Origin of the sequence: Streptomyces flaveus (assembly GCF_014647675.1) — a bacterium.
Classification (GTDB): Bacteria; Actinomycetota; Actinomycetes; order Streptomycetales; family Streptomycetaceae; genus Streptomyces; species Streptomyces flaveus.
In genome coordinates this window covers 101,355-123,220 of sequence record NZ_BMPQ01000012.1, presented here as the reverse complement: position 1 = coordinate 123,220, position 21,866 = coordinate 101,355, and the positions used below count along the sequence as shown (strand labels likewise).

General features: G+C 69.6%; 19 protein-coding genes and 1 pseudogene. 13 read left to right on the top strand and 7 right to left on the bottom strand.

Going from position 1 to position 21,866, the window contains the following annotated elements:
• Positions 1-489: 489 nt before the first annotated feature.
• Both IEZ21_RS24045 and IEZ21_RS24040 read left to right on the top strand, forming a co-directional pair.
• Positions 490-1,935, top strand: coding sequence for a pyridoxal phosphate-dependent decarboxylase family protein (locus IEZ21_RS24045; RefSeq protein ID WP_189323974.1), 1,446 nt, complete (start codon positions 490-492; stop codon positions 1,933-1,935).
• Between the two features lie 416 nt (positions 1,936-2,351).
• Positions 2,352-2,678 (top strand): annotated as a pseudogene (locus IEZ21_RS24040) (hypothetical protein); the annotation flags it as partial.
• A 22-nt stretch (positions 2,679-2,700) separates the two neighbouring features.
• Here the strand turns inward: IEZ21_RS24040 and IEZ21_RS24035 are convergent.
• Together IEZ21_RS24035 and IEZ21_RS24030 are read right to left on the bottom strand one after the other, a co-directional pair.
• On the bottom strand, positions 2,701-2,904 hold the full coding sequence (locus IEZ21_RS24035) for a DUF1918 domain-containing protein (protein ID WP_189323973.1): 204 nt from the start codon (positions 2,902-2,904) through the stop codon (positions 2,701-2,703).
• Between the two features lie 98 nt (positions 2,905-3,002).
• Positions 3,003-3,944 (bottom strand): DMT family transporter, encoded by a 942-nt coding sequence (locus IEZ21_RS24030; protein ID WP_189323972.1) that lies wholly within the window; start codon positions 3,942-3,944, stop codon positions 3,003-3,005.
• Here IEZ21_RS24030 and IEZ21_RS24025 point away from each other — a divergent pair.
• Together IEZ21_RS24025 and IEZ21_RS24020 are read left to right on the top strand one after the other, a co-directional pair.
• A complete protein-coding gene (locus IEZ21_RS24025) occupies positions 3,943-5,388 on the top strand; it encodes an aminotransferase-like domain-containing protein (RefSeq protein ID WP_189323971.1) in 1,446 nt (481 codons plus the stop codon). The genes IEZ21_RS24030 and IEZ21_RS24025 overlap by 2 nt on opposite strands.
• Before the next feature lie 52 nt (positions 5,389-5,440).
• Positions 5,441-6,025 (top strand): histidine phosphatase family protein, encoded by a 585-nt coding sequence (locus tag IEZ21_RS24020; protein ID WP_189323970.1) that lies wholly within the window; start codon positions 5,441-5,443, stop codon positions 6,023-6,025.
• On the opposite strand, the gene IEZ21_RS24015 is transcribed toward IEZ21_RS24020, so the two are convergent.
• On the bottom strand, positions 6,007-6,450 hold the full coding sequence (locus IEZ21_RS24015) for a DUF6314 family protein (protein WP_189323969.1): 444 nt from the start codon (positions 6,448-6,450) through the stop codon (positions 6,007-6,009). The two genes, IEZ21_RS24020 and IEZ21_RS24015, sit on opposite strands and share 19 nt — an antisense overlap.
• A gap of 159 nt (positions 6,451-6,609) precedes the next feature.
• Here IEZ21_RS24015 and IEZ21_RS24010 point away from each other — a divergent pair, with 159 nt between their 5' ends.
• From IEZ21_RS24010 to IEZ21_RS23995, 4 genes are all read left to right on the top strand, one after another.
• Complete coding sequence (locus IEZ21_RS24010) at positions 6,610-9,093, top strand: alpha-L-arabinofuranosidase family protein (RefSeq protein ID WP_189323968.1); 2,484 nt, start codon at positions 6,610-6,612, stop codon at positions 9,091-9,093.
• Between the two features lie 619 nt (positions 9,094-9,712).
• Positions 9,713-10,564 (top strand): DUF6745 domain-containing protein, encoded by an 852-nt coding sequence (locus IEZ21_RS24005; RefSeq protein ID WP_246568088.1) that lies wholly within the window; start codon positions 9,713-9,715, stop codon positions 10,562-10,564.
• A gap of 127 nt (positions 10,565-10,691) precedes the next feature.
• Positions 10,692-11,144, top strand: coding sequence for a DUF8820 family protein (locus IEZ21_RS24000; protein ID WP_189323967.1), 453 nt, complete (start codon positions 10,692-10,694; stop codon positions 11,142-11,144).
• A gap of 225 nt (positions 11,145-11,369) precedes the next feature.
• Positions 11,370-12,827 carry an FG-GAP-like repeat-containing protein gene (locus tag IEZ21_RS23995; protein ID WP_189323966.1) on the top strand — a complete coding sequence of 486 codons (1,458 nt, stop codon included), beginning with the start codon at positions 11,370-11,372 and terminating at the stop codon, positions 12,825-12,827.
• Positions 12,828-13,013: 186 nt separating this feature from the next.
• On the opposite strand, the gene IEZ21_RS23990 is transcribed toward IEZ21_RS23995, so the two are convergent.
• From IEZ21_RS23990 to IEZ21_RS23975, 4 genes are read right to left on the bottom strand one after another with little or no spacing between them, the layout of a single operon-like run.
• Positions 13,014-13,880 carry a hypothetical protein gene (locus IEZ21_RS23990; RefSeq protein WP_189323965.1) on the bottom strand — a complete coding sequence of 289 codons (867 nt, stop codon included), beginning with the start codon at positions 13,878-13,880 and terminating at the stop codon, positions 13,014-13,016.
• Between the two features lie 21 nt (positions 13,881-13,901).
• On the bottom strand, positions 13,902-15,485 hold the full coding sequence (gene pdxR / locus IEZ21_RS23985; RefSeq protein WP_189324060.1) for a MocR-like pyridoxine biosynthesis transcription factor PdxR: 1,584 nt from the start codon (positions 15,483-15,485) through the stop codon (positions 13,902-13,904).
• A gap of 57 nt (positions 15,486-15,542) precedes the next feature.
• Entirely contained in the window at positions 15,543-16,247 is a 705-nt protein-coding gene (locus tag IEZ21_RS23980) for a B3/B4 domain-containing protein (protein ID WP_189323964.1), read from the bottom strand.
• 2 nt (positions 16,248-16,249) lie between these two features.
• Positions 16,250-16,855 (bottom strand): LysE family translocator, encoded by a 606-nt coding sequence (locus tag IEZ21_RS23975; RefSeq protein ID WP_033323472.1) that lies wholly within the window; start codon positions 16,853-16,855, stop codon positions 16,250-16,252.
• 152 nt (positions 16,856-17,007) lie between these two features.
• Between IEZ21_RS23975 and argC the strand changes: the two genes are divergently transcribed.
• Genes argC through IEZ21_RS23950 form a run of 5 tightly spaced genes read left to right on the top strand, consistent with a single transcriptional unit; the run spans position 17,008 to position 21,853 of the window.
• The gene (argC, locus tag IEZ21_RS23970) at positions 17,008-18,036 is read left to right on the top strand and encodes an N-acetyl-gamma-glutamyl-phosphate reductase (protein ID WP_189323963.1); all 1,029 of its coding nucleotides are present in this window, start codon (positions 17,008-17,010) and stop codon (positions 18,034-18,036) included.
• Entirely contained in the window at positions 18,033-19,184 is a 1,152-nt protein-coding gene (gene argJ, locus IEZ21_RS23965; protein ID WP_189323962.1) for a bifunctional glutamate N-acetyltransferase/amino-acid acetyltransferase ArgJ, read from the top strand. The genes argC and argJ overlap by 4 nt, the downstream gene beginning before the upstream one ends.
• Entirely contained in the window at positions 19,181-20,110 is a 930-nt protein-coding gene (gene argB / locus IEZ21_RS23960; RefSeq protein WP_033323476.1) for an acetylglutamate kinase, read from the top strand. The genes argJ and argB overlap by 4 nt, the downstream gene beginning before the upstream one ends.
• Positions 20,107-21,306: an acetylornithine transaminase gene (locus IEZ21_RS23955; protein ID WP_033323477.1), complete on the top strand. Its 1,200-nt coding sequence runs from the start codon at positions 20,107-20,109 to the stop codon at positions 21,304-21,306. The genes argB and IEZ21_RS23955 overlap by 4 nt, the downstream gene beginning before the upstream one ends.
• 10 nt (positions 21,307-21,316) lie before the next feature.
• Complete coding sequence (locus tag IEZ21_RS23950; protein WP_033323478.1) at positions 21,317-21,853, top strand: arginine repressor; 537 nt, start codon at positions 21,317-21,319, stop codon at positions 21,851-21,853.
• Positions 21,854-21,866: the final 13 nt, after the last annotated feature.

The following is a 21,866-nucleotide window of genomic DNA, read 5'->3' as shown; positions in this document are numbered from 1 at the left end:
GTGACACCTTACCAACGGGTAGGCGTCTGCATGCTGGTGGCTGTGGTCAGCACCATTGCGGCCGAACTGAGAACGTTCAAGGGCTGGGCAAGGCGCCGTGTCGGTCCCACATGAAGCAGTGGACGGCTGTACGGCTCAGCGACGCTGGATCCGGCTGGCTGGCCGAGCTTGCACAACTCGCGGGCCTCACGGCGGATGAGTCTGGTTCACGCGGGAGGGGCGCACGTGGCGCGGGACGAACAGCTGTCATTCCCGGTGGTCGTGAGAGCGGTCCACATGGCGCCCCCTTCCCGGCAACCCGGTGAGGGGCTACATTGGAGTTATTAATCTACAACTGTAGACGGAAGGCTCCGGTGCGGCACCAGCCGGTACGCGGCATCGAGGCCCTCTGAAGCCGGTACCGGCCACCTCACCCTGGGCACCTGATCCCCGGCGCCCAGGTAGGCGTCCAGCCCTCGTCATGACCATCACGACCTCATAGGACAAAGCGTGCCTGATCTCGAGCCTGATGAATTCCGCCGCCAGGGCCACCAACTGGTCGACTGGGTCGCCCAATACCGCACTTCGCTCCCCTCCCTGCACGTGCAGCCGAATGTCTCACCGGGCTCCGTGAAGGCGCAGCTTCCTCGTGAACTGCCTGAGCAACCGTCCCAGGCGCTGGGCGATGATCTCGTCGCCCTGCTCAACGACGTGGTCGTTCCCTCGTCGCTCCACTGGCAGCACCCGGGCTTCTTCGGCTACTTCCCAGCGAACGCGTCCCTGCTGTCGCTCCTCGGTGACATCGCATCGGGCGGGATCGGAGCGCAGGGAATGCTCTGGTCGTCATCGCCGGCCGGGACGGAGATCGAGCAGGTCCTGCTCGACGGCCTGGCGGACGCGCTGGGTCTTGGTCGCGAGTTCACTTTCGCCGGGGGCGGAGGCGGTTCGCTGCAGGATTCGGCCTCGTCGGCATCTCTGGTGGCGCTGCTGGCTGCGCTGCAGCGCAGCAACCCGGACTGGCGCGAACACGGCGTGGACGGCACCGAGACGGTGTACGCCACTGCCGAGACCCACTCGTCACTGGCCAAGGCCGTGCGTGTGGCCGGGCTCGGCGCACGAGCATTGCGGATCGTCCCATTTACGCAGGGCACGCTGTCCATGTCGGCGGATGCCCTGGCAGACATGCTGGCCAAGGACGCGGCCGCCGGAAAGAGGCCGGTCATGGTCTGTCCGACTGTGGGAACAACCGGCACGGGTGCCATCGACCCCGTCAGAGACGTCGCCCTGGCAGCGCGTGAATACGAGGCGTGGGTGCACGTCGACGCCGCGTGGGCGGGAGTCGCGGCGTTGTGTCCCGAGTTCCGCTGGCTCCTGGACGGCGCGGACCTTGCCGACTCGTTCTGCACCGACGCACACAAGTGGTTCTACACCGCCTTCGACGCCTCTTTCATGTGGGTGAGGGATGCCCGAGCGCTGCCCACAGCGCTGTCCATCACGCCGGAGTACCTGCGTAACGCTGCGACGGAATCGGGCGAAGTCATCGATTACCGCGACTGGCAGGTCCCGCTGGGCCGTCGTATGCGTGCGTTGAAGATCTGGTCAGTGGTGCACGGCGCCGGACTGGAAGGCCTGCGCGAAAGCATCCGCGGCCACGTCGCCATGGCCGACTCCTTGGCCGGCAGGATCGAGAGCGAGCCGGGCTTCGCCCTGGCCACCCCGCCGTCACTCGCACTCGTATGCCTGTACCTCGTCGACCGGGACGGTCGCCCCAACGACGCCGCCACCAAGGCGGCAATGGAGGCGGTCAACGCCGAAGGGCATTCCTTCCTCACGCACACATCGGTCAACGGTCACTTCGCGATTCGTGTCGCAATCGGCACGCCGACGACGCTGCCCGACCACATCGACACCCTGTGGGACTCGCTTCGCAAGGCCGCTCGCCAGAGTGGTGCGTGACGTAAGAGCTACGCCTGGGCCAGACCCGTGTGGAAAGGCAAGCCCGCATTCTCGTCTGTCGACGGCGAGACTCGTCTCGCCTTGCCGCACCCCCTATGTGCTCTCCGGATGGCATGTGCTGCACGGCCCGCGCGGAGAGCTGGGCGGACAGGTCGCGAGCCCGGCCCGCACGACGACAACCGAATCTCCCGCAACCGCCTCGGGGTGCTGCAGCGCTCGCACCTGGGCGTGGCCGGTGACTGCGCGGTGGCGACCATTGAGGACCGTCGCTTCACCCACGAGATCTGCGAGCTGGGCGTGCAGCCCGTGGAACTGGGCGAGCCGGAACTCGGCGACAAGGTGTTCAAGAGCGGGCGGACCACCGGCGTCACCGCTGTTCAAACAAGGCAACGGCAAGCCGGGCACGGTCATGGCCGGACTGCACTTCGCCGCAGATCTACTGGAACATCGGCTTCGCCGCCGCCGACTACGCCAAGCTGCTGCCCTGGTGGGCGGAGGTCGCCGAGGGCAGCAGGACGCGGCTGTATGTGGGGGAGGCGCTGTACAAGGCCGGGGATCCCGCGCAGCCCGAAGCCTGGCAGAAACCGGCCGAGCTCTCCCGGCACCTCACCTTCGCGCGGGAACACCCGCAGGTGCGCGGACATGTCTTCTTCGCGGCCAGGGAAGTCGACGCCGACCCGATCGGCGCCATGGCACGCGTGGTCGCCGACCACTATCAGCGGTCGGCGAAGCCGCCGCGTTGATCTGGCCTACTGGGTCCGGGTCCTACTGGGTCTTGGTCTCGCCGACGTGATGCTGGACTGTGGTGTCAGGGCCGGGGGACATCACGGTCTCGTGGCCGTCCTCGAAGCGGACGCGGAACGGCGGGTTGCCGTCCGGCCCCAGTACTTCGACGACTTCCCCGACCCGGTCGTGCTGTCCGACGATCCTGCCGTGCACCAGCAGGTGGTCGCCTTTGCTTGCACGCATCTGGAGGGCCTCCTCGTCTCGCACGTGAGCAGCGGTCCGTGGGTCTCAGTCTAGGGCGGTTGGAGCCGGTTGCCACCGGTGTGTGCCGTGTGTACCGGTCAGGCGCGTGCTCGCTGGGCGACCGCGATGCAGACCAGTACGGCCGCGGCGGCCAGGGGTGCGGCCGGTGTGAGCTGCTCGCCGAGGAGCAGCACCGACCACACCAGCGTGAGCAGGGGCTGAGCCAGCTGCAACTGGCTGGCCTTCGGGATGCCGATCGCCGCCATGCCCCGGTACCACACCACCAGACCCAGGAACTGTGAGCCGACCGCGACCCAGAGCAGCCCGGTCACGCTGTGCGCCGTCAGCTGTACGGGCTCGTACGCGAGCGCCACCGTGGCCGCCGGAACCGTGAGCGGCAGGCACAGGGCCAGCGCCCAGCCGATGACATGCCAGCCGGGCATCACGCGGGCCAGCCGGCCCCCTTCCGTGTAACCGGCCGCGCAGACCAGCAGCGCTCCGAAGAGGTAGGCGTCCGCGCTGGTCAGGGCGCCGCCGCTCTGCGTCACGGTGAACGCGATCACCACGGCGGAGCCCGCGAGCGCCGCCGCCCAGAAGGCACGGGAGGGGCGGGAGCCGACGCGCAGGGCCGAGAACAGTGCGGTGGTCACGGGGAGCAGGCCCACCACGACGGCGGCGTGGGCGGTGGTCGAGGTCTCCAGGGCGAGGGTGGTGAGCATGGGGAAGCCGAGTACGACTCCGCCGGCCACGACGGACAGCCCCGCCCAGTGACGGCGGTCGGGCAGCGGTACACGCAGGGCGAGCAGACAGGTGCCGGCGATGATCGCGGCGAGGACACTGCGCACGGCTACCAGCGACCAGGGGCCGAAGCCCTCCAGGCCCCAGGCGGTGGCGGGGAAGGTGAGGGAGAAGGCGGTCACTCCGAGGGCGGCCTGGAGGACGCCGCGGGGTGACGCCTGTGGGCTTTCGGTGGCCGGTCGGGCCCGGGCGGCGGGGACCGCTACTGGAGGGGGCGTAGTAGCGCTACTCTGTGCTCTCATGCATGAGCGTAGCAGTGTGGTAGAGCTGGCGGATCGGCTGCGGAGTGAATTGGACCGCTACTCTCCTGGTGGAAAGCTGCCGTCGAGCCGGGCGCTCGTCGAGCGGTTCCGGGTGAGCCCGGTGACCGTCTCCCGGGCGCTGGCGCAGCTGACCGCCGAGGGGCTGGTGGTCACGCGGCCCGGAGCCGGTGCGTTCCGGGCTCGGCCGCGGGCCGACGGGCCTGCCGCGGGGGACACCTCCTGGCAGGAGCTCGCGCTCACCGCGGACGCCGCCGCCGAACTCGTGCCGCGTACCGTCGACGCCTCCGGAGTGCTGGTCACGCTGGCCGCCCCGCCGCCCGGAGTCATCGAGTTCAACGGCGGCTATCTGCACCCTTCGTTGCAGCCGGAGCGGGCGATGGCCGCGGCGCTGGCCCGGGCGGGCCGCCGCCCAGGCGCCTGGGGGCGCCCGCCGGTGGACGGGCTGCCGGAACTGCGCGAGTGGTTCGCGCGGGGCATCGGCGGCGCGATCACCGCCGCCGAGGTACTGATCACGGCGGGCGGCCAGTCCGCGCTGACCACCGCCCTGCGCGCCCTCGCCCCGCCCGGCGCACCGGTGCTCGTCGAATCGCCCACGTATCCCGGCATGCTGGCGATCGCCCGGGCGGCAGGGCTCCGTCCCGTGCCCGTGCCGGTCGATGCCGACGGAGTACGCCCCCACCTGCTCGCCGACGCGTTCCGGGCGACCGGCGCCCGCGTCTTCGTCTGCCAGCCGTTGTTCCAGAACCCGACCGGTGCCGTGCTCGCCCCCGAGCGGCGCGGTGAGGTGCTGCGGATCGCGCGCGAGGCCGGTGCGTTCGTCGTGGAGGACGATTTCGTACGCCGTCTCGTGCACGAGGACGCGGGGCTGTTGCCGCGCCCGCTGGCCTCGGACGACCCCGACGGAGTCGTCGTGCACGTGTGCTCCCTGACCAAGGCGACCTCGCCGAGCTTCCGGGTGAGCGCGCTCGCCGCCCGCGGGCCCGTACTGGAACGGTTGCGGGCCATCCAGATCGTCGACACCTTCTTCGTGCCACGCCCACTCCAGGAGGCGGCCCTGGAACTCGTCGGCTCGCCCGCCTGGCCCCGTCATCTGCGGGCCGTCGCCGCGGAGCTGAAGAACCGCCGCGACACGATGACCTCCGCGCTGCGGCTGAGGCTCCCCGAGTTCTCCCTCCCGCACATCCCCGCCGGCGGCTACCACCTGTGGCTCCGCCTCCCCGACGGCACGGACGAACAGGCCCTGACTGCCACCGCCCTGCGCGCGGGCGTGGCCGTCACCCCCGGCCGCCCCTACTTCAGCGCCGAACCGGCCGCCGCGCACCTGCGGCTGAGCTTCGTGGCGGTGGCGAGCACATCCGAGATCGAGGAGGGCGTACGCAGACTGCGCACGGCCTTCGAGGCAGGTGCCGCACACCCCGGGTAACTCCTGAGCAACGTCTCTTGCCATTGGCACTTTTGCGGCTCACCATCTCCGCATGCAGCTTCGGGTCACGTTCGTCGCCGCGGCGCGCAACTCGCCGTTGCTCGCCGAGCGGTTCGGGGACGACCGGCCGCTCGACCAGGAGGGGTGGTACGAGGTGCAGCGCGCGGCGCCGGTGCTGCTGCCGTTGGCGGCAGCCGAGTTGCGCTACTGCTCGCCGACGCCGCGCAGCCGGGCCACCGGGGACGCGCTCGGCTACACCCCTCTTGTCCAACCCGCCCTGCGGGACTGTGACATGGGCCGCTGGCAGGGGTTCACGCTCGGCGAGGCGATGGCCCGCGAGCCCGAGGCCGTGGACGCCTGGCTCGCCGATCCCGGCTCCGCCCCGCACGGCGGCGAGTCACTGCTGGCCTTCATCCAGCGGGTGGGCGGCTGGCTCGAGACCCGGCCAGCCGACGACAGCTGCAAGATCGTCGCGGTGGCCGAGCCCGCGGTCGTACGCGCCGCGCTCGTCTACGCGCTGAAGGCGCCCCCGTCGACGTACTGGAACATCGACGTCCGTCCCTTGTCGACGGCCACGCTCATGGGCCGGGCGGGCCGCTGGAACCTGCGGCTCGACGGTCAGCCGACGCGCGTGTAGTCCGTCATCAGCGTCAGGTCCTTGGCCGGGCCGCCGACTCGCCACACCGTTCGCCAGTGGTTCGCGTCGTACACGCTGAATTCGCCCCGGTACAGGTCCGCGGCGCACGGGTGGTCGGCCGTGTGTCGGCCGGAGGCCAGGCCCAGGTCGTGGAAGGGGCGGCCGTCGGCGAACCGTACGTCGGCGCGACTCGGCGTAGCGCCCGGCAGGAACCGCAGCGTCCGCTCGGCGGGGCGGGCGACGCCCTGCCAGACGAAGGTGCCGGACTCGTGGTGGAGCAGGCCGCCCTCTGTGAGCGGTTCGAACTCCGTCGTTCCGCTGAACGTCCCTTCTGCCCCGCTCGCGAGATCCCGTACGGAACGCTCCACGCGCCAACTCCCCGCCAGATACGCCAATACGTCGGCAACCGGCCAGAAATCGTCCACGCTGGTCCGCTTCCCTGACGTGTCCTGCGCAAACCATTGACTCACTCCAACCCCCTCCCTATCTTGCCGTTCGAAGTATTGATCATTGTCCGATATTTCGAACCACTTAGTGCCGCTGAGAACAGCCGAGAAAACCGACACCAGAGCCGCGGAGTATCCATGTCACGCACCCGCACCCGCTGGAGACTCGCCCTGACGGCCACCGGCATCATGGCCGCCTCGTTCCTCGTCCCGGCCGCCCCCGGGAACGCCGCCGCCGAGGACACCACCGACTACGCGATCACCGTCGACCCGAAGACCAAGGGCGCGAAGATCGACGACACGATGTACGGAGTCTTCTTCGAGGACATCAACCGGGCCGCGGACGGCGGCCTTTATTCAGAGCTCGTGCAGAACCGGTCGTTCGAGTACTCGACGGCCGACCACGCCTCGTACACGCCCCTCACCTCCTGGGCCACCACGGGCACCGCGAAGGCCGTGAACGACGACGGCCGCCTCCACGAACGCAACCGCACCTACCTCACCCTGGACGGCGGTTCGTCCGTCACCAACTCCGGTTACAACACCGGGATTTCGGTCGAGAAGGGCAAGGTCTACAACTTCTCGCTCTGGGCCCGCGCAGACCAGGCCTCCGCCCTCACCGTGACCCTGGCGGACGCCGACGGCGCGCTCGCCGAGGCCCGCAAGGTCGCCGCGCGTGGCGGCTGGGCCAAGTACACGGCGAAGTTCACCGCGACCCGTACGAGCACCACCGGCCGCCTCACCGTCGCCGCCGGGAGCCCCGTCGCGCTGGACATGATCTCGCTTCTGCCGCGCGACACGTACAAGGGTCACGGCCTGCGTAGGGACCTCGCCGAGAAGATCGCCGCTCTCGACCCGTCCTTCGTGCGCTTCCCGGGCGGCTGCCTGGTCAACACCGGCAGCATGGAGGGATACGACGAGGCCTCCGGCTGGCAGCGCAAGCGCTCGTATCAGTGGAAGGACACCATCGGCCCCGTCGAGCAGCGCGCGACGAACGCCAACTTCTGGGGCTACAACCAGAGTTACGGCCTCGGCTACTACGAGTACTTCCAGTTCTCCGAGGACATCGGCGCCATGCCGCTGCCCGTAGTGCCCGCCCTCGTCACCGGCTGCGGCCAGAACAAGGCCATCGACGACGACGCGCTCCTCAAGCGCCACATCCAGGACACCCTGGACCTCATCGAGTTCGCCAACGGCCCCGTGACCAGCGAGTGGGGCAAGAAGCGGGCGAAGATGGGCCACCCGAAGCCCTTCAACCTCACCCACCTCGGGGTCGGCAACGAGGAGAACCTGCCGAACGAGTTCTTCGAACGGTTCAAGCAGTTCCGCGCCGCCATCGAGGCGAAGTACCCGGACATCACCATCATCTCCAACTCCGGCCCGGACGACAGCGGTTCGACCTTCGACACGGCCTGGAAGCTCAACCGCGAGGGCAACGTCGACATGGTCGACGAGCACTACTACAACAGCCCGCAGTGGTTCCTGCAGAACAACGACCGCTACGACTCGTACGACAGGAAGGGCCCCAAGGTCTTCCTCGGCGAGTACGCCTCGCAGGGCAACGCCTTCAAGAACGCCCTCTCCGAAGCCGCGTTCATGACCGGCCTTGAGCGCAACGCGGACATCGTGAAGCTCGCCTCGTACGCCCCGCTGCTCGCCAACGAGGACTACGTGCAGTGGCGCCCCGACATGATCTGGTTCAACAACCACGCCTCCTGGAACTCGGCCAGCTACGAGGTCCAGAAGCTGTTCATGCGCAACGTCGGCGACCGGGTCGTGCCTTCCAAGGCGACCGGTACGCCCTCGGTGAGCGGCCCGATCTCGGGTGCGGTCGGACTGTCGACCTGGGCGACGAGTGCCGCGTACGACGATGTGAAGGTGACTGCGGCGGACGGTTCGGCGCTGCTGACCGACGACTTCTCCGGTGACGCCTCGAAGTGGACGCACACGGGCGGCGGCAGCTGGAGCGTCCAGGACGGGCAGTACGTGCAGACCGACGAGGCCGCCGAGAACACCATGGTGTCGGCGGGCGACCCGGCCTGGCACGACTACGACCTGCATGTGAAGGCCACCAAGAAGTCCGGCAAGGAGGGCTTCCTCGTCGCTTTCGGCGTCAAGGACACCGGCAACTACTACTGGTGGAACCTGGGCGGCTGGAACAACACCCAGTCCGCCGTCGAACAGGCCTCGGACGGCGGCAAGTCGACGCTCATCTCCAAGGCCGGATCGATCGAGACGGGCCGCGCGTACGACGTCGACATCAAGGTCCGCGGCCGTCAGGTGACCCTCTACCTCGACGGCAAGGAGTGGGGCAGCTTCACCGACGACAAGCCGGCCGAGCCGTTCCGCCAGGTCGTCACGCGCGACGCGAAGACCGGCGATGTGATCGTCAAGGTGGTCAACGCCCAGGCGGCGGACGCCCGTACGGCGATCGACCTCGGCGGTCTGAAGACGTCGAAGAAGGCCGCCGTGACGACGCTGAAGGCGGCGCCCGACGCGGTCAACTCCGAGACGGAGACGCCTGTTGCCCCGGTGAGGTCCACCTTCGAGGGGGTGAGCAGCAAGTTCACTTACACCTTCCCGGGGAACTCGGTCACGTTCCTGAGGATCAAGGAGAGGTGATCCGAACGGTTCGGCAGGTTCGGATGAGGTGATCCGGCGGGCGGCTCGGGTGTCGAAGGACGCCTGGGCCGCCCGTACGTACGGGAAAAGGTGTTGCGGGTTTCTGCCCGCCCCTGTCACGCTCCTCCTCATGATGATTCGAGAGGCGGACACCGCCACCCTCTGGTGAGCGTCGTGTCGGATCCCCGAGGGGGATCGCTCCGTGACGCGCGTAGTGCGCGCAGTTCCTTTTCCCGGCCCTCCTTCTCCTGGCCCGAATCCGATGCTGAACGCGTTGCTCTGGCACGCGTGTTGGGCGACGACTGGCTCAGGTACGGCTTGTCCACGCTTCCGGCCGATCGGCCGAGGGCGGAGGCTGCCGTCACCGATCTGTATCGCCTGATCGGCGAACCTCCGCCCGAGTTCGTCTGGGTTCCGTCCCCGGCAGCGGCGCGGGAGGTCGTGCTCGAGCACCGTGACCGTTTCCGGCCCGTGCGGTTGGATGCCGCCGCCCCTGCCCGCGCGAAATTTCTGCTGGCCGCTGGTCGCGCGGCTTGCCACCCTGGCGTCCGAACTGCGGGAACGCATGGACGACCGGATCGGGCAACGGTCCTCGTCGCTGATCTCATGGACATGGGGGGTGTCCGGAACGGGATCGGTACGCACCATGGCTCCCGAGGAGGCGCTCGCGGCGGGCGTCCCGGTGAAGCGTGTGGTCGAAGCCCTCGTGTACGACGCGCTGACTGAAACCCTGCGCGACTCGGTATGCGCTCCGGTGCGTACGGAGCTGCTGCCTCCGGCCGTGGACTCACCGGGGCTCGCCTGGTACGGCCAGCACGACGCCACCTGGGTCGCCCACTACGACGTCATGGCACGCGTCGGATTGACCACCTACCTGAGTGACGATCAGGACCAACTCGGCCTGTGGGTCGAGCTGGCCCGGTCGACGGGCTGGTGGTGGCCCGGCGAGGGTATGTGCGTCATGGCCGAGCGGCCCACCGAGATCCATACCGAGCCTCAACCGGGCGGTTTCCACGGAGAGTTGCGGCTGCACCGCGACGACGGACCGGCCGTTCTGTACGCGGACGGGGTGCAGGTCCACGTCCTGCACGGCACCCACGTCCCGGAGTGGGTGATCAACGCCCCGACCGTCGAACGCATCCACGCCGAGCGCAACGTCGAAGTGCGCCGCAGCGCCATCGAACGCATCGGCTGGGGCGCCTACATCGAACAGGCCCGCCTCCGGCTCGTCGGCACGACCGGCGACCCCGGCAACCCCGGCTCCGACCTCCACCTCTACGACGTGCCCCGCGAACTCTGGGGCCGCCCCGCACGTCTGCTGCTCGTCGTCAACGGCTCGGTCGAACCGGACGGCCGCCGCCGGCGCTACGGGCTCAGCGTGCCCGACCACCTCGAGGACCCCCTCTCGGCGGCCGGCTGGACGTATGGGCTGTCCGGCGAGCAGTACGCGGGACTTGTGCGCCGTACGTGAGGCGGTGGGGCGGTCGTACGCCCCGAAGCCCGACCCTCGGCTCTCGGCCTTCCCGGTGCTCAACTCCCGTACCCATCAAGGACTTTCACGCAGCCTTCGCAGGCCCTCACACCCAAAGGTGATCCACATGACCATGACCCTCGCCGAACTCACCGACCTCACCGGTCTCGACGTCCTCGATCACCTGGAACGTCAGGTGGCCATCCCGGTCGTCGACGGTCTCCAGGCCCAGGGCGACCTGATCGTCATCCCGTACGCGTTCGTCGAACACAGCGTCTCCACGCACCACTACACGCGCTGGCAGGACGTCCCTGCCGCGGGTATCGAGCTGCTGCGGAGCGCCGCGGGCGGCAATCCGCACTCGCTCGTCGCGGACCCGGGCACCTGCCGCTTCACCGGCGGCCTCCGCGACGCGACCGGCCTCGCCCTCGGCATGATCGACACCTCGGCGGTCGCGTACCTCATCCACCCGGAGCACGGCGGCACCGGCATCGCACCCGGCCGCTATGTCGTACGCCGTCAGCGAGAGCGCAGTACTGAGCGCAGGGCGTGGTCCGCCAACCGGATGATCGCGGACTGAGTGGACTGACCGGTTTCGCGCTCGCCGTCGCCTGGGCCGGGGCGTGCGCCCTGTTGCACGCCCCGGCCCAGATCTCGTGGCGACCCGGCCGCCAGGCTCCGCACGGTCGCGCGGACGAGATAGCGGGCCTGGGCGGGAGCACCAAAACCTCCCCCTTCCCGTACAACCCTTCAGGCTCACCAGAGGTCATCTTCGAGTCCGTACGTATGTCCTTGAGAGGAACCCGTGTCCCGGTCCCATCACAAGCGCTCCCGGCGTCCCGTCGTCCTGGGCGCCACCGCCGTCGCGGCCGCCTTAGCCGGTGGCCTGCTCATCACCCTGCCCGGCGGTGCGAGTGCCGCTGCGTCGGGCCTCGCCGACGACTTCAACGGTGACGGCTACCGCGATCTGGCGACCGGCGCCCCGGGTGCTGTCGCGGGCGGGAAGGCGAAGGCGGGCGCCGTGGTCGTCAACTACGGCTCGTCGAGCGGTATCAGCGCCGCGCGCCACAAGGCCACATCGCAGAGTTCCTCCGGCGTGCCGGGCGCCTCGGAGACCTCCGACCGCTTCGGCACCGAACTCGCGCACGGCGACCTCAACAGGGACGGCTACGGCGATCTCGTCGTGGGCACACCGTTGGAGGACGTGAGCGGCGATGTCGACGGTGGTTCGGTCACGATCCTGTGGGGCGGCTCGTCCGGCCTGTCAGGCGGCACGGCGATCAGCGACCCGAACGTGTCGGGCCACGACCGGTTCGGCCAGTCCCTCGCGGTCGGTGACTTCACCGGTGACGGGAAGGCCGATCTGGCGGTCGGTTCCACCGGCAAGGACGTGTGGATCTTCAAGGGCGGCTTCACCAAGTCCGGCGGCGCGGCCGGGAAGCTGCGCTTCGACGCGCAGATCGAGTCCGGCGGGTACCCCCATGGCGCCGTCCAGCTGACCGCCGGGGACTTCGATGACGACGGGGCGGACGACGTGGTGGTGGGCTCCTTCGCCGGTGCCTTCGTCTACCGGGGCTCCTCGGCCGGGCTCACCCTGCAAACCCAGGTGAGCGACGACAACCCCGCCTCGCTCACCGCAGCCGACTTCAACCGCGACGGGCACGACGACCTGGTCGTCGGTACCGACTTCGTCTCCGTCATGGACCAGACGGCGAAGGGCGGCTACGCCACCGTGTTCTACGGCGGTGCGGCGGGCGTCGACACCACTCGCAGTGCCGTCTTCAGCCAGGACACCTCGGGTGTGCCGGGAGCGGACGAGTACCACGACTCGTTCGGTGGCACACTCGCCGCGGGCGACGTCAACGGTGACGGCTACCCGGACCTCGCCGTCGGCGCGGACTTCGAGACCATCGGCTCCGCGGACCAGACGGGCAACGTCTGGGTGCTGCGCGGCGGCGCCTCCGGCCTGACGGCAACCGGCGCCCAGTCCTTCAACCAGGGCACCCCGGGTGTCCCGGGCGCCAACGAGTCGGCGGACATGTTCGGCCACGCCATCCACCTCGCCGACCACAACAAGGACCGCCGCGCCGACCTGTCGGTGGGCGCGGGCGGCGAGAACAGCGACGACGGCGCCGTATGGATCCTGCGCGGCTCCACCAGAGGCATCACGGCCACCGGCGCGGTGAACTTCGGCGCGTCGTCCGTGGGCATCGGGAACTCGGGGGACGACCCCATGTTCGCGAACGCCATGTCGGGCTCCTGAGCAGGTAGACAGACAGCCGGAAGGGGCGGCACCGGAGGATTCCGGCGCCGCCCCTTCCGCTGTGCTGACTTACGACTTGGCGTCCCCGAGCATCGTGGTGGTCGGCGCCACCGCGGCGGCACCCAACTGCGCCGCCATGTCACCGACATGCTGGAGCTTGCCCTCATTGCTCCTTGTCAGCGTCTGTCAGGAGCGTTTATCAGGGCAGTTGGTGCCGGGCCCAACCATGATCGCGTGGTGTCCCGGTGTCAGGACGGGCGGAGAGCTCTCATCGGGGAGCCCCGGAAAGTCGGCGACGGCAAGCTCCACGTCCGCCGTGCACGCCTCGTGCCCGCATTCACACGCGAACGCGTACACCGTGCTCATCGCACCCTCCGGTGCCCAGGGTCGGGCGTCGAACTGCTGATGCTGGGAGACGGCGGCTCTGTTGGCGTACCGCAGAAGTCGTCGGCGCTCGGCCGCCGTCACCGCCACGGGACCTTCGGCCAGGGCCTCGGCGAACAGCGCCTCGACCTCCGCGACGGTGTCCGCCACGCTCTGACGCCCGTCGACGATCAGCTTGCGTCCGCCGTACTCCTCGACCTGCGTCTCGATCTCCCGCCGCAGCGCCTGATACAGCCGGAAGGCGCCCACGCCCGGCGCCATACCCCGCTCGACGAGCCGGTCGTGCTGGACCTCGGCAGTCGGCAGCAGCCACACCGCCCGGCCGGCCGGACCCGTGACGGACGGTGTGACGGGCGTGCCCTCCGCGATGACGAGGGGCGAGGGCGGGAGCGCGCGTACGTCGTCGACGATCATCCGGCCACGCTCGTGATGAAGCGACATCGCGACCATGTCCTCGACGGGCGCAGTCCAACGCTCGGCGCGCGGCATCCGCTCCCACGTGATCGCGGCCGTGTGCCCGGCCGCGATCGCCCGGTCCCGGTGCTCCCACGTGTGGGCGTCCGCGTTGTACCACCGCAGCCCGTGCCGCCGTGCGAGCACTCGGGCCACGGTCGACTTGCCGGCCCCGGGTGGCCCGCCCAGCCACAACACCGGAGGCGTCTCGCGCATCACGGAACCCTCCGGAGTTCTTCAGGCCAGTTCGCGCAGTGCCTCGCCGAGTATCGCGATTCCTTCGGCGATGGCGCCGACCGGGGTGGCCGCATAGCCGAGGACGAGGCCGGGGCGTCCGGGCAGCCGGCGGTGCCACGACAGTGGCTGGCACTTCACGCCGCGGGCCAGTGCGGCGGTGGCGAGCTCGGGGTCGGGGACTTCTGCCCGGTAGGTGATGGTCAGGTGAAGACCGGCCGCTGCGCCGTGCACGACCGCGCCAGGCAGGTGTTCGGCGATGGCATTGATCATCGCGTCGCGGCGCCGCCGGTGACGGCCGCGCAGCAGCCGCAGATGCCGTTCCAGGTCTCCGGAGTCCATCAGGCGGGCGAGCACCAACTGGGGCAGCACGGCGTTGCCCAGGTCGGTGAAGCGTTTTGCGTCGATCAGGGCGTCACGGTGGCGGCGCGGCGGTATCACCCAGCCGATGCGCAGCGCCGGTGCGAGCAGTTTGGACACGCTGCCCATGTAGCACACGTGGTCGGCGAGCAGCGCGCGGAGCGCGGGGACCGGCGGCCGGTCGTAGCGGTGTTCCGCGTCGTAGTCGTCCTCCAGAATCAGCCCGCCGTCCTGGGCCCAGCGCTGCAGTTCGCGGCGGCGCTCGCCGCTGGTCACCACGCCGGTGGGAAATTGGTGGGCGGGCGTGAGCAGTACCGCACGAGCACCGGTGGCGCGCAGGGCCTCCACGCGCACACCGCTGTCGTCGAGGGGCACCGGTGGGGTGGCCAGGGCTCCGTTCTGCAGATGCTGGCGGGTGCCGAGTGAGCCCGGGTCCTCAACTGCGACGCCGTCGATGCCGTCCGCCCGCAGCACCGGGTGCAGCAGGGTGAGCGCCTGCGCGGTACCGGCGACGACCAACACCTCGTCCGGGTCCGCCCGGATGCCGCGGCTGCGTGCCAGCCAGCCGGCGATGGCAGTGCGCAGCTGCGGGGTGCCGCGAGGGTCGCCGTAGCCGAGGTTCTCGGCGGATAGCTCGGTGAGCACGGTTCGTTCCGCTCTCAGCCAGGCCGCTCGGGGAAACGCAGTCAGATCGGGCTGGCCGGGGGTGAAGTCGATGCGGGCACGGACGGCACGCAGCGCGTCGAAGATGTCGTTGCCCGGTTCGCCGACGAACAGCGTGCTGGGCACGGCTCTCTTGGCGGTGGCCGGGGCCGAGGGCCGTGAGGTTCCGGCCCCGGTTCCGGGACCGGGAGGTGTCATGGGTGACACAGCAATGGGAACCGCGACCACTACGGTTCCGCCACGTCGACGTCCTTCGATGTGACCGTCCTCGGTCAGCCGCCGGTATGCCTCAGCGACCACCCCACGAGACACCCGCAACTCGGCGGCGAGTACCCGGGTGGGCGGCAGGCTGCTGCCCACCGTCAGCCGGCCATCGGCCATCGCCTCGCGCAGGCGCCCGGCCAGCCAGTCCGACTTGCCACCCACGGGCGCTTCCCCAGCGTCGAGCTGCAGGAAATCCGAGCCATAGGCCGAGGGAGAGCCGCTGTTCGCCGACGTGGTCTGCGTCGCACGTACGGCGGCCGGTCCGCCCGTTTTCTGTCTCCCCTGGTTCACCAGGCCCATGGTGTCAGGCGCCACTTCGGCTCCTGCTCGCCGCCGGGGAGATTCTCAGCAGCCAGATCAACAGCCAAAGACGAACTCCCGTGAGGATGAGGTGAGGACGGCGGCCGTGGGGTCGGCCGAAGGCCAGTGCGCGGCCAACTCTTCGGCGACTGTCTTCAGCAGCTCCGGCACGGCCTGCGCGCCGTCGTCGTGCATGGCCTCCGCCACTACGAAGAACGTGCTGGTGTGCTCACCAACCGCGGAATGGCCGCTTTGCCGGTTGGTCCAGCGACGGGCATGGGCCCGTCCGGCGGAGTCGGCGAAGATCACCTCACCGGGTGCCGGGTGCTCGGTGGCGCCGCCGAAGGTCGTGTAGCGCTCGTCACCGCGGGCGTGGCGCACCTCGAGCAAGGGGCCGGCGATGCGGTCGGCGTCGAGGACCGCGACCGGGACCGCGTAGGCGACCGAGATCGCGTTGCACAGGTCGACCACCGGATGGACGCGCGGCAGTGTCCCCTCCTTCCGCAACCGCCGCAGCAGCGACTCCGCAGCGCACCGGTACTGAGTGGGCTTGAGCCCCATGCGGGAAAAGGCCCGCCTCCAGGCCAGTACTTCGGGGAAGGCGCTCTCAGTGGCGCCGGTCAGCCGGGCCGCAGCGCGGGCGGTGTATGCCGCGGCGCGCGGGCCGACGTCGACGCCGGCACCGACTCCGGTGGCGTACAGAGCTCCAGCGGTGAGCTCGGGGTAGTCGGACCAGATGGCATCCGCATGCCGAAAGTGCATGGTCACGCCACCGCCAGCCGCGCGCTCAGGGCCACGAAGCAGGCTGCGAACACCTGACGGATGCCGGTCATCACCCGCGGCCGGGCCAGTACGCGGCTGCGTACGGCGGCGGCGCACATCCCGTACGCGACGAAGACGACGAAGGTGAGCCCCATGAAGACAGCACTGAGCCGGAGCATCGCGCCAAGAGAGCCGGATGCGCCGGCGGGCACGAACTGCGGCAGGAACGCGACGAAGAACATCGTGAGCTTCGGGTTGAGCAGATTGACCAGCACACCGGAGGCGATCACCCGGACCACCGGCCGAGGCTCGGCTTCCTGCGCGACTGCCAACGCCTCCTTGTCCCGCAGCATCGCCCATGCCATGAACAGCAGATAGCCGACACCGAGGTACTTCACCGTCTCGTAGGCGACCGCGCTGGTGTGCAGCAGTGCGGCGAGGCCGGTGATCGTCGCTGCCAGGTGCGGCACGATGCCGAGGGTGCAGCCGAGCGCGGCGACCACGCTCGCCCGGCGGCCATGGGACAGCCCGGCGGCGAGGGTGTACACCACTCCCGTGCCCGGGGTGACCACCACAACCAGGGTGGTCAGCAAGAACGCGATACTCAAAGGGGACCTCCGCGAAGTTCGGCGTCCCCTCACCCTGCTGCGGCCATGGTCCGACTGACAGGTCCAAAGCTATACCCGTTCGATGGTCCATACCCTGGATTGCATAAACGTGCAGCGAAACGTATAGTCATGCCATCGAGGAGGAGGGTTCCATGGCGGTACGTGCGGCGGTGGCCGGAGCGAGTGGGTACGCGGGCGGGGAACTGCTGCGGCTGCTCCTGGTACACCCCGAGGTCGAGATCGGTGCTCTGACCGGCAACTCCAACGCGGGGCAGCGGCTGGGTGCGCTGCAGCCGCATCTGCTGCCGCTCGCCGATCGTGTGCTCCAGGAGACCAGCCCCGACGTCCTCGGCGGGCACGATGTCGTTTTCCTCGCCCTGCCTCACGGGCAGTCCGCCGCTGTTGCCGAGCAGCTCGGTCCGGACGTCCTCGTCGTGGACATGGGCGCCGACTTCCGGCTGAAGGACGCGGGCGACTGGGAGAAGTTCTACGGCTCGGAGCATGCCGGTACCTGGCCCTACGGGCTCCCCGAACTGCCGGGTGGCCGCGCCGCGCTGGAGGGGTCCAAGCGCATCGCGGTACCCGGCTGCTACCCGACCGCCGCCTCGCTCGCGCTCGTTCCCGCGTACGCGGCCGGGCTCGCCGAACCCGAGGCCGTGATCGTCGCCGCCTCCGGGACCTCAGGCGCGGGCAAGTCGCCCAAGCCGCATCTGCTGGGCAGCGAAGTCATGGGCTCCATGTCGCCGTACGGCGTCGGCGGTGTCCACCGGCACACCCCCGAGATGATCCAGAACCTCGGCGCGGCGGCAGGCGAGCCCGTCACCGTCTCCTTCACACCGACCCTCGCCCCGATGCCGCGCGGCATCCTCGCCACGTGCACCGCCAAGGCCCGCCGCGGCGTCACCGCCGAGTCCGTGCGCGCCGCGTACGAGAAGGCGTACGGCGACGAGCCCTTCGTACATCTGCTGCCGGAAGGGCAGTGGCCGGCGACCGCGTCCGTCTACGGTTCCAACGCCGTTCAGATCCAGGTCGCGTACGACGCCGCCGCGCACCGCATCATCGCGATCAGCGCCATCGACAACCTCACCAAAGGCACCGCGGGCGGCGCGGTGCAGAGCATGAACATCGCCCTCGGGCTGCCCGAGGAGCTCGGTCTTTCCACGATCGGAGTCGCACCGTGAGCGTCACCGCTGCCAAGGGCTTCACCGCCTCCGGCATCGCAGCAGGCATCAAAGAGAACGGCAACCCGGACCTGGCCCTCGTGGTCAACAACGGGCCCCGTCTGGCCGCCGCGGGCGTCTTCACCTCCAACCGTGTGAAGGCCGCACCGGTGCTGTGGTCCGAGCAGGTACTCAAGGGCGGCCTCGTCTCCGCCGTGATCCTCAACTCCGGTGGCGCCAACGCCTGTACGGGACCCAAGGGCTTCCAGGACACACACGCCACCGCCGAGAAGGTCGCCGAGGTTCTGGGGCACAACGCCGGGGAGGTCGCCGTCGCTTCGACCGGCCTCATCGGTCTGCTGCTCCCGATGGACAAGTTGCTGCCGGGAGTTGAGCTGGCCGCCGCCCAACTCACCGAGCACGGCGGCGAGAAGGCCGCCATCGCCATCAAGACCACCGACAGCGTCCACAAGACGTCCGTCGTGACGAAGGACGGCTGGACCGTCGGCGGCATGGCCAAGGGCGCGGGCATGCTCGCCCCCGGCCTCGCCACCATGCTCGTCGTCCTCACCACGGACGCCGACGTCGAGAGCGACGTACTGGACAAGGCCCTGCGGGCGGCCACGAAGGTCACCTTCGACCGCGTCGACTCCGACGGCTGCATGTCCACCAACGACACCGTCCTGCTGCTCGCCTCCGGCGCCTCCCAAGTCACCCCGGAATACGCAGAGTTCGCCGAGGCTGTACGCGCGGTCTGTGACGACCTCGGGCAGCAGCTCATCCGGGACGCCGAGGGCGCCAGCAAGGACATCAAGGTCGAGGTGATCAACGCGGCGAGCGAGGACGACGCCGTCGAGGTGGGCCGCTCCATCGCCCGCAACAACCTCCTCAAGTGCGCGATCCATGGCGAGGACCCCAACTGGGGCCGCGTCCTGTCCGCCATCGGTACGACCCAAGCGGCCTTCGAGCCCGACCAGTTGAACGTCGCCATCAACGGCGTATGGGTCTGCAAGAACGGCGGCGTCGGCGAGGACCGCGGCAAGGTCGACATGCGCTACCGCGAGGTCCACATCGTCGCCGACCTCGCAGCCGGCGACGAGACCGCCACGATCTGGACCAACGACCTCACCGCGGACTACGTCCACGAGAACAGCGCATACTCGTCATGAGCAATGCGACGCGGAAGCACACCGCACTGCCCAAGGCGCAGATCCTCATCGAGGCGCTGCCCTGGCTCACCCGGCACAACGGCAAGACGGTCGTCATCAAGTTCGGCGGCAACGCCATGGTGAACGAGGAGCTGAAGGCCGCCTTCGCGCAGGACGTCGTCTTCCTGCGGCAAGCCGGCCTCAAGCCCGTCGTCGTGCACGGCGGCGGCCCGCAGATCAACGCGCAGCTCGATCTGCACGGGCTGGAGAGCGAGTTCAAGGCGGGGCTCAGAGTCACCACCCCGGAGGCCATGGACGTCGTACGCATGGTCCTGGCCGGACAGGTCCAGCGCGAGATCGTCGGGCTGCTCAACCAGCACGGACCGCTCGCCATAGGGCTCACCGGCGAGGACGCGCACACCATCACCGCCACCCAGCACCGGCCCGAGATCGACGGCGAGTTGGTCGACATCGGGCGGGTCGGCGAGATCACCGCAATCGACACAGGTGCGATCGAGGCACTGCTCGAGGACGGCCGGATCCCGGTCATCTCCTCGATCGCCCGTTCCCAGGACGACGGACATGTCTACAACGTCAATGCTGATACGGCGGCTGCGGCACTCGCTGCGGCACTTGGCGCCGAAACCCTCATGGTCCTCACGGACGTCGAGGGACTCTACGAGGACTGGCCGAACTCCGACGAGGTGATCAGCCGCCTCACCGCGAAGCAGCTGGAGAAGCTGCTGCCCGAGCTGGCCAGCGGCATGGTGCCGAAGATGGAGGGCTGTCTGCACGCCGTGCGCAACGGTGTGAACACCGCCCGTGTGATCGACGGGCGCGTCCAGCACTCGATCCTGCTGGAGATCTTCACCGACGAGGGCATCGGCACGATGGTCGTGCCGGACGCAGAGAACGACGTAGCGAACGACGCAGTGGGGGAGTCATGACCAACCAGGAGCTGACCACGCGCTGGCAGGGCGCGCTCATGGACAACTACGGCACCCCACGGCTGCCCCTCGTCCGCGGCGAGGGCACGAAGCTCTGGGACGCCGACGGCAAGGAGTACCTCGACTTCGTCGGCGGGATCGCGGTGAACGCGCTCGGCCACGCCCATCCCGCGATCGTCGAGGCCGTCAGCAAGCAGATCGCCTCCCTCGGCCATGTCTCCAACCTCTTCGTCGCCGAGCCGCCCGTCGCGCTCGCCGAACGGTTGCTCCAGCTCTTCGGGCGTGACGGGCGCGTGTACTTCTGCAACTCGGGGGCCGAGGCCAACGAGGGTGCCTTCAAGATCGGGCGGCTGACCGGGCGTTCACACATGGTCGCCACGCAGGGCGGCTTCCACGGCCGGACCATGGGCGCGCTCGCGCTCACCGGGCAGCCGGGCAAGCAGGAGCCGTTCCTGCCGCTGCCGGGTGACGTCACGCATGTCCCGTACGGCGACGCGAAGGCGCTGGCCGCCGCGGTCACCGAAGACACGGCACTCGTGATCGTCGAGCCGGTGCAGGGCGAGAACGGCGTGGTCGTACCGCCCGCCGGCTATCTCAAGGCGGTCCGCGCCATCACCGCCGCCACCGGCACCCTCCTCGTCCTCGACGAGGTGCAGACGGGCGTCGGGCGTACCGGGCACTGGTTCGAGTACCAGGCCCACGAGGGTGTCCTGCCGGACATCGTCACCCTCGCCAAGGGCCTCGGCGGCGGACTGCCCCTCGGCGCGACCGTCGCCTTCGGCCGCGCCGCCCAGCTGCTGAAGCCCGGGCACCACGGCACGACCTTCGGCGGGAACCCGGTCGCCTGCGCCGCCGGGCTCGCCGTCCTCGACACCATCGAGGCCGAGGGTCTGCTGGAGAACGTGAAGCGGACGAGCGAGAAGCTGCGCGGCGGGGTGGAGGCACTGGGCCACCCAATGATCGACTATGTCCGTGGCTCGGGCCTGCTCCTGGGTATCGTGCTCACCGAGCCGCTCGCGCCCCAGGTGCAGCAGGCGGCTCAGGACGCCGGCCTACTGGTGAACGCGCCCGCCCCCGATGTCGTACGGCTGATGCCGCCGCTGAACCTCGGCGACGACGAAGTGGACGCGCTGCTCCAGGCCCTTCCCGGTGTCCTGGACGCGGTAGCCAACGGGGACGGACGAGCCAAAGAATGAGACGACGACGATGAGTCAGGCGCAGGATCACGAGCACGCCGGGCCTGCCGTGCCGCAGACCCGCACCGCACGCCACCGCCGGATCGTGGACATCCTCAACCGGCAACCGGTGCGCTCCCAGAGCCAGTTGGCGAAGCTCCTCGCCGACGACGGGCTGACCGTCACACAGGCGACGCTCTCCCGGGACCTGGACGAGCTGAACGCGGTGAAGATCCGCAACAACGACGGCGACCTCATCTACGCGGTACCGAGCGAGGGCGGCTTCCGCACCCCGCGCGCACCGCTGGGCGAGTCGGCGAAGGAGGAGCGGATGCGGCGCCTGTCCGCGGAGCTGCTGATCTCCGCGGAGGCGTCCGCCAACCTCGTGGTCCTGCGTACGCCGCCGGGCGCCGCACAGTTCCTCGCCTCGGCCATCGACCAGGCCGAACTGCACGACATCCTCGGCACGATCGCGGGCGACGACACGCTGCTGCTGATCAGCCGTGACCCCAGTGGGGGTCAGGCTCTGGCCGATCACTTGTTGCGGTTGGCCCAGAACAACCACTGAGGCGTACGCCCCT